Source organism: Bacillus sp. MYb56 (assembly GCF_002976445.1).
Classification (GTDB): domain Bacteria; phylum Bacillota; class Bacilli; order Bacillales; family Bacillaceae_G; genus Bacillus_A; species Bacillus_A mycoides.
In genome coordinates this window covers 1-15,770 of the sequence record NZ_PCOH01000008.1, presented here as the reverse complement: position 1 = coordinate 15,770, position 15,770 = coordinate 1, and the positions used below count along the sequence as shown (strand labels likewise).

At 34.7% G+C, this 15,770-nt stretch carries 15 protein-coding genes; 2 read left to right on the top strand and 13 right to left on the bottom strand.

The annotated features are described in order from the left end of the window. Positions 1 to 4: 4 nt before the first annotated feature. From CQ058_RS11990 to CQ058_RS11945, 10 genes are all read right to left on the bottom strand, one after another. Complete coding sequence (locus CQ058_RS11990) at positions 5 to 706, bottom strand: branched-chain amino acid ABC transporter ATP-binding protein (protein ID WP_105589711.1); 702 nt, start codon at positions 704 to 706, stop codon at positions 5 to 7. Then, positions 684 to 1,457, bottom strand: coding sequence for an ABC transporter ATP-binding protein (locus CQ058_RS11985; protein WP_000149306.1), 774 nt, complete (start codon positions 1,455 to 1,457; stop codon positions 684 to 686). Before CQ058_RS11985 ends, CQ058_RS11990 begins: the two co-directional genes overlap by 23 nt. A gap of 91 nt (positions 1,458 to 1,548) precedes the next feature. After that, complete coding sequence (locus tag CQ058_RS11980) at positions 1,549 to 2,766, bottom strand: substrate-binding domain-containing protein (protein WP_002189273.1); 1,218 nt, start codon at positions 2,764 to 2,766, stop codon at positions 1,549 to 1,551. A gap of 234 nt (positions 2,767 to 3,000) precedes the next feature. Continuing rightward, entirely contained in the window at positions 3,001 to 4,797 is a 1,797-nt protein-coding gene (locus CQ058_RS11975; protein WP_105589743.1) for a 6-bladed beta-propeller, read from the bottom strand. Positions 4,798 to 4,859: 62 nt separating this feature from the next. Then, a complete protein-coding gene (locus tag CQ058_RS11970; protein ID WP_002189269.1) occupies positions 4,860 to 5,855 on the bottom strand; it encodes a 3-oxoacyl-ACP synthase in 996 nt (331 codons plus the stop codon). After that, on the bottom strand, positions 5,855 to 6,271 hold the full coding sequence (locus CQ058_RS11965) for a MaoC family dehydratase (protein ID WP_000606188.1): 417 nt from the start codon (positions 6,269 to 6,271) through the stop codon (positions 5,855 to 5,857). The genes CQ058_RS11970 and CQ058_RS11965 overlap by 1 nt, the downstream gene beginning before the upstream one ends. A gap of 4 nt (positions 6,272 to 6,275) precedes the next feature. Further along, positions 6,276 to 7,766 carry an o-succinylbenzoate--CoA ligase gene (locus tag CQ058_RS11960; RefSeq protein ID WP_002189266.1) on the bottom strand — a complete coding sequence of 497 codons (1,491 nt, stop codon included), beginning with the start codon at positions 7,764 to 7,766 and terminating at the stop codon, positions 6,276 to 6,278. 15 nt (positions 7,767 to 7,781) lie between these two features. Beyond that, a complete protein-coding gene (locus CQ058_RS11955; protein WP_001290796.1) occupies positions 7,782 to 8,387 on the bottom strand; it encodes a TetR/AcrR family transcriptional regulator in 606 nt (201 codons plus the stop codon). A 130-nt stretch (positions 8,388 to 8,517) separates the two neighbouring features. Further along, positions 8,518 to 9,441 carry a CobW family GTP-binding protein gene (locus CQ058_RS11950; RefSeq protein ID WP_181150763.1) on the bottom strand — a complete coding sequence of 308 codons (924 nt, stop codon included), beginning with the start codon at positions 9,439 to 9,441 and terminating at the stop codon, positions 8,518 to 8,520. A 104-nt stretch (positions 9,442 to 9,545) separates the two neighbouring features. Next, positions 9,546 to 10,994 carry a flavin monoamine oxidase family protein gene (locus CQ058_RS11945; protein ID WP_002189263.1) on the bottom strand — a complete coding sequence of 483 codons (1,449 nt, stop codon included), beginning with the start codon at positions 10,992 to 10,994 and terminating at the stop codon, positions 9,546 to 9,548. Positions 10,995 to 11,194: 200 nt separating this feature from the next. Between CQ058_RS11945 and CQ058_RS11940 the strand changes: the two genes are divergently transcribed. Together CQ058_RS11940 and CQ058_RS11935 are read left to right on the top strand one after the other, a co-directional pair. Beyond that, complete coding sequence (locus tag CQ058_RS11940; RefSeq protein WP_002012312.1) at positions 11,195 to 12,139, top strand: L-lactate dehydrogenase; 945 nt, start codon at positions 11,195 to 11,197, stop codon at positions 12,137 to 12,139. A gap of 112 nt (positions 12,140 to 12,251) precedes the next feature. Further along, complete coding sequence (locus CQ058_RS11935; RefSeq protein WP_002189262.1) at positions 12,252 to 12,536, top strand: YesK family protein; 285 nt, start codon at positions 12,252 to 12,254, stop codon at positions 12,534 to 12,536. 46 nt (positions 12,537 to 12,582) lie between these two features. Here the strand turns inward: CQ058_RS11935 and CQ058_RS11930 are convergent, their stop codons facing one another. The 3 genes from CQ058_RS11930 to CQ058_RS11915 all read right to left on the bottom strand — a co-directional run bounded on the left by CQ058_RS11930 (position 12,583) and on the right by CQ058_RS11915 (position 15,710). After that, positions 12,583 to 13,602, bottom strand: a complete 1,020-nt coding sequence (locus tag CQ058_RS11930) for an AI-2E family transporter (protein WP_002031308.1) — start codon at positions 13,600 to 13,602, stop codon at positions 12,583 to 12,585. A gap of 275 nt (positions 13,603 to 13,877) precedes the next feature. Continuing rightward, positions 13,878 to 14,012, bottom strand: a complete 135-nt coding sequence (locus CQ058_RS32285; RefSeq protein ID WP_002086208.1) for a hypothetical protein — start codon at positions 14,010 to 14,012, stop codon at positions 13,878 to 13,880. Positions 14,013 to 14,354: 342 nt separating this feature from the next. Then, positions 14,355 to 15,710: an RNA-guided endonuclease TnpB family protein gene (locus CQ058_RS11915; RefSeq protein WP_002193096.1), complete on the bottom strand. Its 1,356-nt coding sequence runs from the start codon at positions 15,708 to 15,710 to the stop codon at positions 14,355 to 14,357. Between the last annotated feature and the right edge of the window lie 60 nt (positions 15,711 to 15,770).

Genomic DNA, 15,770 nt, shown 5'->3' with positions numbered 1-15,770 from the left:
CATGTTAAGAGATTCCTAAATATTTGTGACACATTTCCTTATCCTCTTTTAATTCATGCATAAAACCGTTATGAACAATTCTTCCGTTATCCATAATATAAAAGTAATCACCAATTTGACTAGCCATCATAAAGTTTTGTTCAACGAGTAAAACTGTTGTTTTCTCTTTCATTTTCAAAATGGCTATCATTAATTTTTCTATCATAATGGGCGACAAGCCTTTACTCGGCTCATCAATAAGTAATAAACCATCACTATTAATAAATGCTCTTGAAATTGCTAGCATTTGCTTTTGCCCTCCGCTTAAGAGTCCGCTTTTTTTGTGCCAAAATTGCTTTAAATCTGGAAATAATTCAAGCATCCAGTCTATTTTTTCTTCCGCTTCTTCTCCCTTCCCCCTAGCAAGAGCGAATGTTTCTTCTACTGTCAGGTCGTGAAAAATACCTTGATTTTCTGGTACATACCCTATTCCTTTCCTTGAAATTAAATGTGTAGATAATCCATTTACTTGTGTACTATCATAATAAATTTCACCATGTGCGATATGGTGAAATCCCATAACCGAACGTAATGTCGTAGTCTTCCCTGCCCCATTTCTTCCAAACAGTACAGTAATCGTTCCTTTCTCAACAGTAAGAGATACCCCTTGTAAAATATGAAACTGCTCTAAATACGTCTCTATATTATTCACTTGTAATAGTGCCACTATATAATCCCCCTAAATAAGCACTTTGTACACGCTCATCTTTCATCATTTCTTCGGGCAAACCTTCAGCCAATAACTCTCCATGGAATAAAACGATAAGATGGTCTGACAAACCTAGTACCATATCCATTTTGTGTTCAATAAGTACAATTGTACTCTCTGGATGTTTCTTAATATTTTCAATCACTTGTAAAATAGCCGGTACCTCCTCAACTGATATACCTGCCGTCGGCTCATCAAGTAGTAACACATCCGTTTTTAAAGCTAATAACATCGCAAGCTCTAACTTTCGTTTTTCCCCATGCGCTAGATCTTTCGCTAATACATGTTCTTTCTCGTGAAGTAATACTGTTTTTAAGAAACGTCTCGCCTCTCCAACTTGTTGCTTAAATTTTGCCGAACTCGGAAAAAAACTATAGTAATCTTGCACAAATGATTGAACACTTAAACGAACATTTTCAAGTACCGTTAACTCTGGGAATATATTTGTAAGTTGAAAAGAACGACCAATTCCTAATCGAGTACGATCCGAAATTGATAAATTTGTAATCTCTTGTCCTTTAAAATATACTTCACCCTTTGTTGGAGAAATTTGTCCACTTAGTAAATTGAATAGCGTTGTCTTTCCTGCACCATTTGGTCCAATAATTGAAATGAGCTTTCCTTTTTGTACTGTTAAATTCACATCCTTAATAACATGATGCTCGCCAAAAGATACGCAAAGATTTTTCGTTTCTAGCAAATGTGTCACGAAATCCCTCCCTTTAAAGCTTTAAGTATGAAAGAAATACGTATAAAGAGGGTGTACTCCCTCTTTATACAAAAACAACAGAAAATTCAATCTATTTATTTTGAACTTGGGGTTCTGTCTCTTTCATCGTTAATTCTCGCTCTAATACTGGCACCGGATAATCAACACCATCTTGCTTTTTCAATGTGATAGAATAAAGTGTCTGCATCGCTTGATGATCCTTCTCTCTAAATTTCATCTTTCCTTTCGGTGTATCAAATTCCATTCCTTCCATTTTCTTAATCAATGTATCTACATCTGCATCACCTTTTGTTTTCTTTAAAGCTTCTACAATTGAAATTGCCGCTGACATTCCTCCTGCTGTAAATAAATCTGGCACCGCACCATTAAATCGTTTTTTATGTTCTTCAACTAACCAATCATTCACCTTATTTTTCGGAAGTGTGTGATAATAAACAGAAAAACCTTGCATTCCTACTAACGCATCCATCGTTTTTAATGCCGGTATATCTGGTGCACCGGTAGAAATTTTAATACCCTGCGCTTCCACATTCATATCTTTTAACTGTTTCCAAGGTGAATTCGCACCTGCCCAAACGATAAATAAATAATCTGGTTTTGAGCTAATAATATTTTGAATATTTGCAGTGAAGTCAGTCGAATTTGTATCAGCATATTGCTCGTTTACAATATTCGCACCTAATTTCTTCGCTCCAGCTTTAAATGCCGCAATTCCCTCACGGCCGTAAGCATTATCTTGTGCTAACGTTGCTATTTTTACATCTTTTTTAGCAATTGCCGCAGCACCAGCGACTGCATCTTGAGATGAATTTCTACCTGTTCTAAAAATATATTTATTCCAGTTCTTCCCGGTAATACTATCAGCTACTGCTGGTTCTACAACCATTATTTTTTCATATTCCTCTGCAAGTGGTAAAACCGCTAATGTATCACTTGAACTAGACGATCCGACTAAAAAATCGACTTTCTCTTCTTCTAATAACTTCGTAGCTTTTTTAACCGCTACATCAGCTTTCGTTTCCGTATCTTCTACAACAAACTTAATCTTCTTCCCTTCCACTTTCCCAGTTCCACCAGTTGCATAGTCTAACCCTAATTCAAATCCGTTCACTGTTTGTTTTCCATATGATTCTAATGGACCTGTTAATGAAGCAAGAACCCCTACCTTAATCGTCTTTTCATCCTCTGTACTTGTTTTCTTTCCTGAACAAGCTGCCGTTATTAATAACGAACCTAAAACACAACCAGCAGCCACCATTTTTAGCCATTTACGTTTTTTCATCGACATTGTGATCCTCCCCATACTTTACTTTCTGATAGAGTCAAACACGCCAAAGTTACCCATCCGTAATTATGACTTTTCCTTTGAATAATATAAACGAGATTGTTAGTATACATGTATCTTCTCCGATTTCCATTAAACACCTTTACAATTTCATATAAATATTTTATTCCTACCTATACCGCATTCCCAAACTATTAAACTTCTATCCTTTCTAACAAGCATTTTGAGTCTCCAATATTAATTAGCTTTCTTAAAAAATTGAATTCTTTGGAGTAAACCATCTGTAATAATGATATTCCCTTGACTATCCACATCTATTCCTTGTGGTGAGAAAAACTGCCCTGACATACCATTAAAACTTCCAAAAGACTCTAAAAAATTCCCATTTTCATTGTAAATATTCACACGATTATTAGAAGTATCTGTGACATATACCGTATTATTTATATCGATTTCAATTCCTATTGGCAAAAAAAGATCTCCTGGACCCTCTCTCCAATTTTCTAGTGGATCTAAGTTTCCAGCTCCATGATTTGTACCCCATTTTGTAAGAAAATTACCCTCATTATCAAATTTTTGAACCCTATTATTAATCCGATCAACAACATAAACATTATCTTTTGAATCAATTGCTAATTGCATAGGTTGAAAAAACTCTCCCTCTCTACTTCCTTTTCTCCCCCATTCTTTCATATATACAAAGAATGGATTAAATTTTTGAATACGATGATTTTCTGAATCAGCTATAAATATGTTTCCTTTACTATCAATAGCTATTCCAGATGGAAATTGAAAAAAACCTGGTAATACTCCAAATGAACCATATGAAGCAAGCGCTATCCCTGAATTGGTGAATTTTTGGATACGATGATTTACAGAATCAGATACATACACATTATTGTAACGATCCGTTGCAATCTGTCTTGGAACAAAAAACTGTCCTGGAAGACTTCCGAACCCAAGTGGCCCACCAGTACCAAATAAACTTCCCCACTTAGCAACAATCTTCCCAGATATATCATATTTCAAAATTCGATGATTAAAAGAATCAGATACAAAAACATTTCCATTCGTGTCTCTTTCGACATCATAAGGTCCTGCATATTGTGTATTTCCATTCCTTTCATTACCTATGGTTTTCTTCATTACCGCTGTTAGGCCTACCTCATTATATAAAAGTACACGATTATTTCCCGTATCTGTTATATAGATATTCCCTTTACCATCCGGAAAAACTTGATTAGGATAAACAAACTGAAAAAAGTTACCTACTGTATATAAAAATTGATCTTTATTTGTAAATTTCATTATCCGATTGTTATATGTATCTGCTACATATAGCGATCCAGATGTTGAGTCAAAATTTATTCCTCTTGGATGGTAGAATTGATATGGGCCTAAACCTGCAATTCCTGTTCCGATTACTCGCTGAAACTCCCCTTTTTTATCAAACACTTGAATACGATTGTTAAATGTGTCTGCAATATAGACCTCGTCTTGTTTATTTATCGCAATTCCTTGTGGTAAAGCCACTTCTCCATTCGCCTTTCCATAACTCCCTATTGTTTGAATATACTGCCCATCCGGGCTATATTTTTGAATACGATGATTGTATTCATCCGTAATATAGTAATTGTTATCGCTATCTACTGCAATTTCCCTAGGAAACGAGAACTGCTCACTTCCTTTACCTTTTGTGCCCCAACTTTTAATAAATTGAAACTCCTCATTAAATTTTTGAATACGATAATTCGCTGTATCCGCAACTAAAATGTTACCTTCTTTATCAACAGCAATACCAAATGGCATATTAAACTGTCCCGGACCTTCACCTAAAGTTCCTATAGCATCAACAACTTCTCCATTCTTATCTATTTTCAAAATCCTATTATTCCCCATATCAACAACATACAAAAATCCTTTTGCATCCCTTGCCATCGCCACTGGTGTCCTTAGTAACTTAGAAGTATCTAGCTCACTCCCCCATGATTTCACATATTTTACAGCAGAGGCACTTCCTACAGAAGCAAACATCCCTAGACTCACAATAACAATGAAAAAACAACATATAATTTTTTTGATAAAATCCATGCTTACTACCATCTAATCACAGTAGCTGCCCAAGTATACCCAGTACCTGCACTAACCACTACTGCAATATCTCCAGGCTGTAATTTCCCTTGCTCATTTGCAAAATGAAGACCTATACATGGGTCAAGTGCTGACATATGCCCATAATGATCTAAATATACAACTTGCTCTTCTACTAAGCCCAGTCCCTGTAACAATTCTATTAGCATAGAGCGTTTTGTATGCAGTGGTAACAATACTTTAATATCTTTAGGAGTAAATCCACTTTTTCTTAACGCCTCCCGAATAACCTTATCAAAATTAGGGGTTGAAATTGGATCTAAACGTTCTTTCATACTAATAGGATCTATTACATCAATATAATGTTGTCGATTCTCAACTGTATCATAGCTCGCAACCTGCTTCGATCCACCAGCTGGAATACGAACATCGTCATGAAATGAACCATCCGTTATAATCGCACTGCCTAATATTTCACCGTTGCTAGCTCCCTTTTTTACTAAAGCTGCACTTCCGCCATCAGCAAAATTAAACATAAAACGTGAGCGTGGATTATCATAATCTACAATTTGAGATTCTTTACATCCACCTACTAATAATATATTTTCAATTGATTTATCAGAGTAGAGCATATCCTTTGCGACTTTGAGAGCGATTGGAAAGCAAGAACTAACATTCATAATTTCAAAAGCATAAGCATTTTTCAATCCAAGTTCATGCTGAATTTTTGGGGCACTAGACCATACGTGGTAATCTTTATGTGGACTGCCAAAATAAATGACTACATCAATAGATTGAGGATCTACTTGTAATAATATTGGCTTTGCAGCAGCAATAGCTAAATCTGATGCATGCATCGTTTCGCCTGCGACATGTTTTTCATATAACCCAAACTTTTCTATAATAATATTCTCAGGAATACCTGTTTTTTTAGATAAATCTGCGGCCGTCTCTACGTCTTTTGGGAAGAAAACACCAGTTGCTTCAATCCCAATTCTCATTAGACAATTCCTCCTTTTTTTGGCACCATCATAGTCGCTACACCCGTTAACACTAAATCTCCTTTTTGGTTATGACACTCAGTTAACAATTTCAAAACTCTCTTTTCTATCATAAATTCTTGTACTGTTGCCGTAGCTGTAATCGTATCTCCTATAAAAACTGGCGCTGTAAATTTAATAGTTTGTTCCATATAAACGGAACCCTTTCCTGGTAAATGAACGCCTAACAATTGTGATAATAAACTAGAAGTTAATAAACCATGTGCGATTCTTTGATTAAATCTAGTTTGTTTTGCATACTCATGATCAATATGAATTGGATTAAAATCCCCGCTCAAACCCGCAAATAATACAAAATCCGTTTCTGTTATTGTTTTACTACATGATGCCTGTTGACCGGAACTATACATAATCATCCCTTCACCTACTTTTCAGTTGATTTGCTAACTGTGCTTTTTGAATTTTACCAGTTGCATTTTTAGGCAATTCCTCTAGAAACACAATTTCTTTTGGAACTTTATATTTGGCTAGAAATAAACGACAATGATCAATGACTTCCTTTTCAGTTAATACACTGCAACTCTTTTTCACAATAAAGGCGATTGGAATCTCTCCCCACTTTACATGTTGTGTACCAATTACTGCTACCTCACATACTTCTGATAGTTTATTAATAACTTGCTCTACTTCAAGGGGATAAATATTTTCACCACCGGAAATTATCATTTCTTTTTTTCTACCGACAATGTATACAAAACCCTCTTCATCAACTTTAGCTAAATCTCCCGTATATAACCAACCATCTTGAATCGTTTCTTCTGTTGCATCTGGACGATTCCAATACCCTTTCATTACATTTGGTCCTCTTATTAGTAACTCTCCAACTTCACCAATCTCAACTTTATTTTTGTTTTCATCAATAAGTACATAATCACAAAACAGAACAGGTTTTCCAATTGAGCCTACTTTACGTCTTGCCTCTTCTTCTGAAAGCATAAATACGGTTGGTGATGTTTCAGTCATACCAAAGCCTTGACCAAATAAAAATCCTCTATCTATAAATTCTCTCATCAACTCTTCTGGACATGGTGCACCACCGTTATAAAACCAGCGAACTGATTGTAAATTTGTAGTTTCAAACTTTGCGCAATTAATTAATGCTTGGTGAATTGTAGGTACTCCCATTACAACAGTCACTTTATATTTTTCTATCATAGAAAGAGCTATGGTTGGCTCAAATTTTCTCGGAACAATGATTATTCCACCTGCAAATAAAGTTGGAAATGCGAATAAACCAATCCCACCAATATGAAATAAAGGCAATAACACAATGGAGCGGTCATGAACAGTTAGGTCAATCGCAAATGTATTATTAAGCGCATTCCAAAACATATTCTCTTGTGTAAGTACAGCTCCTTTCGGTTGTCCTGTTGTCCCCGAGGTATAACATATAATAAAGGATGCGCTTTCATTTATCTCTTCAAAGTTGTCAATTTTTCTATCTTCTATTTCTTTTAAACTTTTAATCGAAATAACTCTTTGTACATATGTTACATTCTGCATTGACAGTGCCATATTTTGAAATGTTTCCTCTACAAATAAAACTGTAGCTCCACTATCTTTTAACTGAAATATAAGTTCATTTTCTGTTAACCGTATATTCAGTGGAACAGCAATACATTCTACCTTTGCTATAGCAAATAAAAGTACAATATATTCCAAGCTATTTTGTGATAAAATAGCTATCCTCTCTCCTTTTTGCACATTTAAGTCGTAAATTAAATATGCTGCTACTTTACTTACATACTCATGTAACTGTTTATATGTCATTTCCTCCTCTTCTGTAATAATGGCAATGCGATCTGGATGTAAATAGGCCCGTTTTTCAATCCAATAAGCAATGCCTTGCATATTTTCCCCACTCCCTTATCTCTTTCTCAATCCTTCAAATATTAATGACATCGCTGCTTCAAATACATCTTCCGGAACATCTTTCTCTTCCCAATAGCCCCATCGCATTCCTAAAAATTGACCAATTGACATAAGACAATACGCAATTGTTTCTTTATCAAGTTGTTTAAATTCTCCCGCTTCCATGCCAGCCGATAAACTTTTTAAAAATCCATTTGCTAGCTTTGCATAATACCATCTATATAAATTATCATCAACAACTACCGCCTGTTGTACAATGTTATATAGATTAGGACGATCTTTCACCCATCGAAAAAAGGCCTGAAAACCTCTTCTTTGTGCCTCTTCATAACTTGATATCCCCTTCATTTCTTCTTTAATAATTAAGCGTAACTCACGGTTCAATCTGCGAATCAATTCATCAAATATATCTTTTTTAGATGGAAAGTAATTATAGAAAGTTCCGTGCGCTACCGTTGCTTCTTGTGTAATATTCACGATAGAAGCTTCGTAATATCCTTTATTACCAAATACCTCTTCTGCAGCACACAATAATTTCTCTCTCGTTTCTAACCCTTTTGTTGTTAGGTTTTTTACATCCATTATTATTTTTTCTGACACCTGAATCACCTCTTAGATTTGATTATAAATATATTTCTGAATTTTTCAATTATTTTTATCAGACAAAATCCGCAAGCGTTTTTCTACATACAAAAAAGGACTAACTTATTTTGAAGTTAGTCCTTTAATCTTAATTAGAATTAAGTTCTACTTTCTCTAACCCCTCAACCAATTGCTTCTTATCTAATCCTTCCCCTATTACTACCAAGTTTGTCGGGAAACCGAAGTCTTGTTCCAGTAAAGTTGGTACGCCAAATGAATATTGGAATAAGTGAGGGTATTTATCTCCATGGAATTTCACAAATCCTTTTACACGATAAATACTATCTGGTAAATTCGAAAGCCATTCGTATAATTTATCTTGATCAATCGATTTCGTAAATTGATACGTCATCGTTTGTATATGTAAATGCTGTTTGACATGTAGTGTCTCATGTTCCCCATCATTCGTAAATTCAGCTTCTTCTATGTCTTCTAAAGATATATTACAATATTTTGTTTCAAACAATTTCGCATGATTATTTATTGCTTTCACGTCTTCAAGTACTTTGTTCTTATCCGAATCTGTTAATAAATCTGATTTATTAATAAGAATATGACTTCCATATTTCATTTGCTCATGTAATAGCTGTTGTACATTTGCACTTAATATACTTCGGTTTAACCATCTTACTGCATCTAAAACGACGACAATTGATTTCACTTCAAGGAAAGGAGCTAAAATTGGTGATACACATGCATCTAACACTTCAATTGGATGTGCGACACCTGTTGTTTCTATATAAATTACATCTGGTCTTTCTTGTTGATATAAAGAATGTAATTGAATTTCAAGCTCTTCTTTTAACGTACAACAAATACATCCTTTCAGAAGTTCCCTTAACACATTCTCTTTTCCAATAATATCTGTATCTACCGAGTATTCACCGATTTCATTCATCAAAACTGCAACTTTTCGATTTTTCTTCTTTTCTGCTAATAATAAATTTTGCAGCAATGTTGATTTTCCGCTACCTAAAAAACCACCTAATATATGAATTTCTACTTTACTCATTCGACCGACCATCCATTTCTCTACTTCAAATTTCTTCAAAGCGTAATTATTACGATTTATATTTATCATTTTATTAAAAGAATACCTATTTGTAAACAAAACTGCTAGATTATCGTTTCATTTCCATTCACTTCATGAGCAACTCTAATTCCAGACTCGATTGCCCCTTGCATCCATCCATGTGTTAATGTCGTATGTTCTCCTGCAAAGTGCACTCTACCCGCTGGCGGCGTAATATATGGAAACAATTCAAGCTCTTGCCCTGGTTCAAAAGCTGTAAATGCTCCGCAAGAATACGGATTTTGACTCCAGCTAAAAGATTCTCCCGCAACATACTCACTATAAACCACATTTCCATATATTTGCGCTAAATTTTTCAACGCATAACGAATACGTTCTCTATTCGAGAGACTATCCCACGTTAACGCCTCATCTGCCCACGTATAACTCACTAAAACGATAGCCGCCCCTGGTGTATGAATGCCGTAGCTCGGATAATATGTAAAGCGGATAGGTAAATCTGTAATTGACTTACCACCATATTGTCCTGCTCTTTCCCAAAATCTACTTTTAAACTCTATCGCAATTTTAGTTGAAGCAATATAATTTAATTCACGAATTGCCCGCCTTTTATAATAAGAGAATAAATGATATGGCTGAACTTCTACAAATCGCAAAGCTGAAAATGGAATTGTGACAATAGCGATGTCACCAGTTACTATAAATGAATTTAACGTTTGTTCATGTGTTACTTGCATCATTACTTTATTATCTTCCTGTATAATTTTTTCTACTTTATACGACATAAAAATATTATCCTTTAGCTCTGGTAAAAATGAATTTGGTAATTTATCCATTCCGCCCGTTATCTCATAATATTTCGTCGTTGAAGTGAAAAAGATCATTTCGCGTAATACTTCAATTAATGACATTCCCATGTATGCTTCCATATCAAGAAGTACTCCGATCATATCTATTGCCCCATCTGAATAATACTCGGTTAAAAATGAACCGAGCGAATATGTTTTATACTTTTTTTCAACAATAATCCAGTTTTTATTAGGAGTTTTCTTAATATAATTAAGTATCGGTTCCAATACCTCTAACATTAACCCTTCTGCTGTTTTCCCTCTTTCTTTATCTAAAACTGGATATCCAAGTACACTTGGATCCTTTTCAAACACATCCAATCTCGTTCTTTTGTTATTCGTATAAATTATATCTGAAGAAGTTTTATTAATAAAAAGGTTTAACGGTAGTTTAAATTTATGAATGTAGGCTAAAGTTAAATCATGAGTATCCGGAATACGCATAGGGCCTGCGTTAAAATATAACCCTGCGCTAAATGGTTCACGAATCGTATACACCCTGCCACCTATTCTGTTATTCGCTTCTATAATCGTTACCTCGTGTCCAGCCTCTTTTAATAAAGATGCTGCAACTAATCCAGACATCCCTGCACCGGCAATTGTAATCCGTTTGGGGTTATTTGTTTTGGCAAGCCCTTCATGAATAATTTGAAGCATTTCTTCCATCGATAATGGATTCCCCATGCCAATTCCCCTTTTATGAAGGATTTTAATGAATTATATTCGTTTAACAGGATTCCTATGTTTCATTCAAGTAATTGAGCGGATACATTTTCAATTACTTGAATATCTTTTATAAAATGTAATAAAATAGATATGAAACTATAGAAGTAAGACGTATTATCTTACATAATAAAATTAATGAAATTGCGAGGAATTTTGAAATGAAAAAAGGTATTAACCGTGTTGTATTAGTAGGAACAGGAGCAGTTGGGTGTAGTTATGCTTACTGCATGATTAACCAAGCTGTAGCTGAAGAATTTGTTTTAGTGGATGTAAATGAAGCAAAAGCTGAAGGAGAAGCAATGGACTTAAGCCATGCCGTTCCTTTCGCACCAGCTCCAACAAAAGTTTGGAAAGGTAGTTATGAAGATTGTAAAGACGCAGATCTTGTTGTAATTACAGCTGGATTGCCACAAAAGCCAGGTGAAACACGCTTAGATTTAGTTGAGAAAAACGCTAAAATTTTCAAGCAAATTGTTCGTAGCATTATGGATAGCGGCTTTGATGGCATCTTCTTAATCGCAACGAACCCTGTAGATATTTTAACTTACGTAACTTGGAAAGAATCTGGTTTACCGAAAGAACGCGTAATCGGTTCTGGTACAACTCTTGACTCAGCTCGTTTCCGCTATATGTTAGGTGAGTACTTCGATATTGGACCTCATAACATTCACGCTTATATTATCGGAGAGCATGGTGATACAGAACTTCCTGTGTGGAGTCACGTATCAATTGGTATTCAAAAACTACAAACGCTTCTTGAAAAAGACAACACATATAACCAAAAAGATTTAGATGATATTTTCGTAAACGTTCGTGATGCAGCTTATCACATTATTGAACGAAAAGGTGCTACATACTACGGCATCGGCATGTCACTTTTACGTGTTACGAAAGCAATCTTAAGCAATGAAAACAGCGTATTAACTGTATCAGCATATCTTGAAGGTCAATACGGCCAACAAGATGTTTATATCGGCGTACCTGCTGTTTTAAACCGCGGCGGTGTTCGTGAAATTTTAGAAGTTGAACTAAGTGAAGAGGAAGAATTAAAATTCGATCACTCTGTTCAAGTGTTGAAAGAAACAATGGCTCCTGTTCTTTAATCATATTTTTCAATCAAAAAAGCAATCCGATTTATATTGGATTGCTTTTTTATATTTTTATAGTTCCCCCTCAATTTAAACGGTAATATTATCTATAAAAAGGGGTGATTTCATGAATGATTCTTTGACGATTGCAATCCTCTTGCTAGCTGTAGCATCCTTAATACTTTTCCTCTTCTTAATCATCAGAACGCTATTTCCAACTAAAAAATATGATAAGAATCTCGGATTGATTCTAATTATTTTAAGCTTGTTAGCAATACCGATAAGTATCTTCCTTGTAGGAGGATGGGCAGGTATGGGAGTTAGTGTAATCGCAGTCTTTATTTTTGCTGCAGCTATTATAGCTTTAATTGCAAATACCTTCATTAAACTACCTCCTCCAAAGAAAAAATAATAAATGACCGATGTTTTCATCAAGAGAAAACATCGGTCATTTTCTATCACTTATTATCTTTAATCGGTTCATCATTATTTACATCAAGTACATCTAATAAAAAGATAAAGATTGGAATCCCAATAATAAGCCCCCATATTCCGAGGAAATGCTCTGAAAAGATAAGAATCATAAATGTATAAAAAACAGGTAAATTCGTTTTTGCAGACATAAATTTTGGATTTAATAAATAACTTTCAAGAGCGTGGATTACTGTAATGAACACTAGTATGTAAACAACATACACAACCCCGCCGACGTTATAGGCAATGATACAAAGTGGAAACAAGGAAATAATAACACCAGCAACCGGAATCAAACCGAGTAGAAAGACCATGACAGCCAATACAAGAAGCTGTGGAAATCCTAAAATGACAAGTGCAATTACAGTGAGTACACAATTTACAACCGCAATTAAAAACTGTGCTTCAATCACTTTTCCGAACGATCTTGCAAACCTTTCACCGAAATATGCAATCTCCTCATAAAAAATTTTCAGCTTACTATCTTTAAATTTCGAAGTAAATGCTATAATGCGTTCTTTTTCTAATAGGAAAAATAAGCTTAAAATAAGAGAAAGTAGTATTTGTAAACTGACTTTTCCTATGTTTGCTATCGATTGATAAATGACATCTACACCTTGTTCGATATATTTCGATACTTCCATTCCATTAATTGTCGAAAGTGCATATTTAATTATCTCGTTATCAGGTGGGTTTTGAAAAAACAATTTAAATTGATAAATTAATTGTGAAATTTGTATCGTTAATACAGGCAAATATTTATATAGTGTAGTTACAATAAACGTCACTAACACAATATATAAACCAGCAATAACCACTTTCCTATTTACTTTCAATTTTTTTGAAATAAACTTTTGAAATCGATCCATCAAAAACGTGAGAATAAACGTAATTAATATTAAATTAATCATACTTTTTAATCCATACAATACAAGCACTAATATTATTAAAACGAGAAACCGTTGAAACCCTCTGCTTCGAAAGAAATTTTTCACTTCATTCATTAAGAATTAACCTCTCCCTTCAATGGATGGAAATCGGATATATTACATTTTATGAACTTCTATAGACAATCTTTCTTACTAATTGGAAAGAATCCTTTTTTTCTTTTTTATTGTCGGATTTTTTTATCTAATACTTTTCTAAAAACTACTTTATCAACTCTATATTTTAGGAGATCTTCTATTTTTAGATTGTTGCTCCTTAGTAGATTTTTCATATCGAAAAAAGAGAGTTATCTATTACTTAACTCTCTCTAGAAAAATGCTAAATGAAAAGCTTAATTATTTCTTTTTTGCATTTGCTTCGCTAACAATTCCTTCACTTGGTTATACGTTAACCCTGAATTTTTGTTTAAACGCTTTACTTCCTCGACATCAGTACCTACCACTGTATATTTTTTCTCATCACTCATATTTCCACTTCCTTTTTCACCAGATCATTTCTTATATTTCTTCCCTAAACTCTTGTCAACTACCCCCACTGAGATGAAGCGTTTCAGTGGGGGCTTGAGTTAGAACGCTAGGTCTTTTCGTCTATCGCTAGACAGTTTGACGCTCTAGAATTCATGCCACCTTACAGTAACACCCCAAGTATGTTTTTGGTTGGTACTAGAAACGAACAATCGTTTCCCCACTTGCACCACCCTTTCGAAAAAGAGCAGTTCTTCCTTATAGAAGAAGCCACCACTCAGATGAATCCGGCGTGTGCTACAAGCCCCGACAAGTCGAGTACACATGGATGGTTGACGCACCCACTAAGCTATGCACAAAGCAACAGCCTTACGTTTTTGCACTTTTAATAGAATCGGCGTTTTTACTTTGAGATTGTCATCCAATTCTACAACTTTTGATTTTTGCAATGTATTCAACGCACCATTAATATCAGCGTGAATACATTTTCCTGATTTACTTTGATACATTCCACGAGTGATTCGTTTGCCACTAAAGCGATAATGCGTCCTGTCTTCCTTAGACCAAACTGGAACCCTATCTTTGTCAAGAAAACTAGCTTTTGAAGTATAGCTTTCTTCTTGTTTCAAAAATCGGATGCCTTCTTTTACACATTTATTCTCAATTGCTGCAATCAGTTTATGAAATGGGATTTGAACAAATTTTTGGTTATTCTTTTTTCCCATATCAGATTTTTGTTTCCAACCAGTGTTATACCCTACGACAACCGTATCTATACTGAATGCTTTCACTTTTTTGAACAAAAAACCTACAGTTTGTGAAATGTAACCATTTATTTGTCTTTCTCGTTTATGCCAAAGTGCAGCCATTTTGTTCGTTACAACTCGTTTTGAAAGTCCATTTTCCACATTTTTCAGTTGCAGATTACGTATCATTTTGTTGAAGTACTGGTTAATGGATTTAAGTTTTTTTCCATCAATTAAAAATGTGTCACCTGTATTTGTTACGCAACTTACTAATCTGTCTACACCTAAATCGCAACTCAAAGCGTTACTAGTAGTCGTGGATTGCTTCTTCATTTGAGAAACGTGCATTTCATATGTGTAATGCACCTCAAAGAACCGACCTTTTTGCTTCGGTACAATCTCAATGTAGGAGATTTTTTTATTTCTTACGTTTTTAGGCATACGTATTTTAATGGAACCGAATTTTTTTCTGAATGCCACATTCATCGGAATCATCCAATACCCGTTATCATCCACTTTTGGAACTTGATAGATTTCAATGATTCGTTTGTCCGTTGAACCAGAATAATTCGGAAACCTAGGACGGCCTGTGAATGTTTCCGGTTTTTTCTTCCACTGTTCCCATGCTTTAAAAAAGCTTTTTACTTCTGTAAATAAGGCTCTACGAATCGCTTGAACAGAGTTTGATTGGACGCCCGAGTAGTTCATATCGGCTTGCATGGCAGTGTCCACTTCTTTTACAGTAGCCATCTTGTTATTATTCAGATAACTTTGTTTAATCGTGTACAATCCAACATTTCGCAACGCTTTTGAACTATGTGACATGCGTTGCAGTAAACGAAATTCTTTCGCAGTAAGGCAAGCTCGTCCGATATTCTGTTTCTGTGTGAAGCGTTGCATGTTTTCTCTTTTCTTTTGTTTACGTAATACTTTCACTGCTTTCTTTCTAGCCATTGATTTCACCACCTCGTATGATTAAGTTAGGTTTTTTAGGAATGGGATTCACCTATAAAC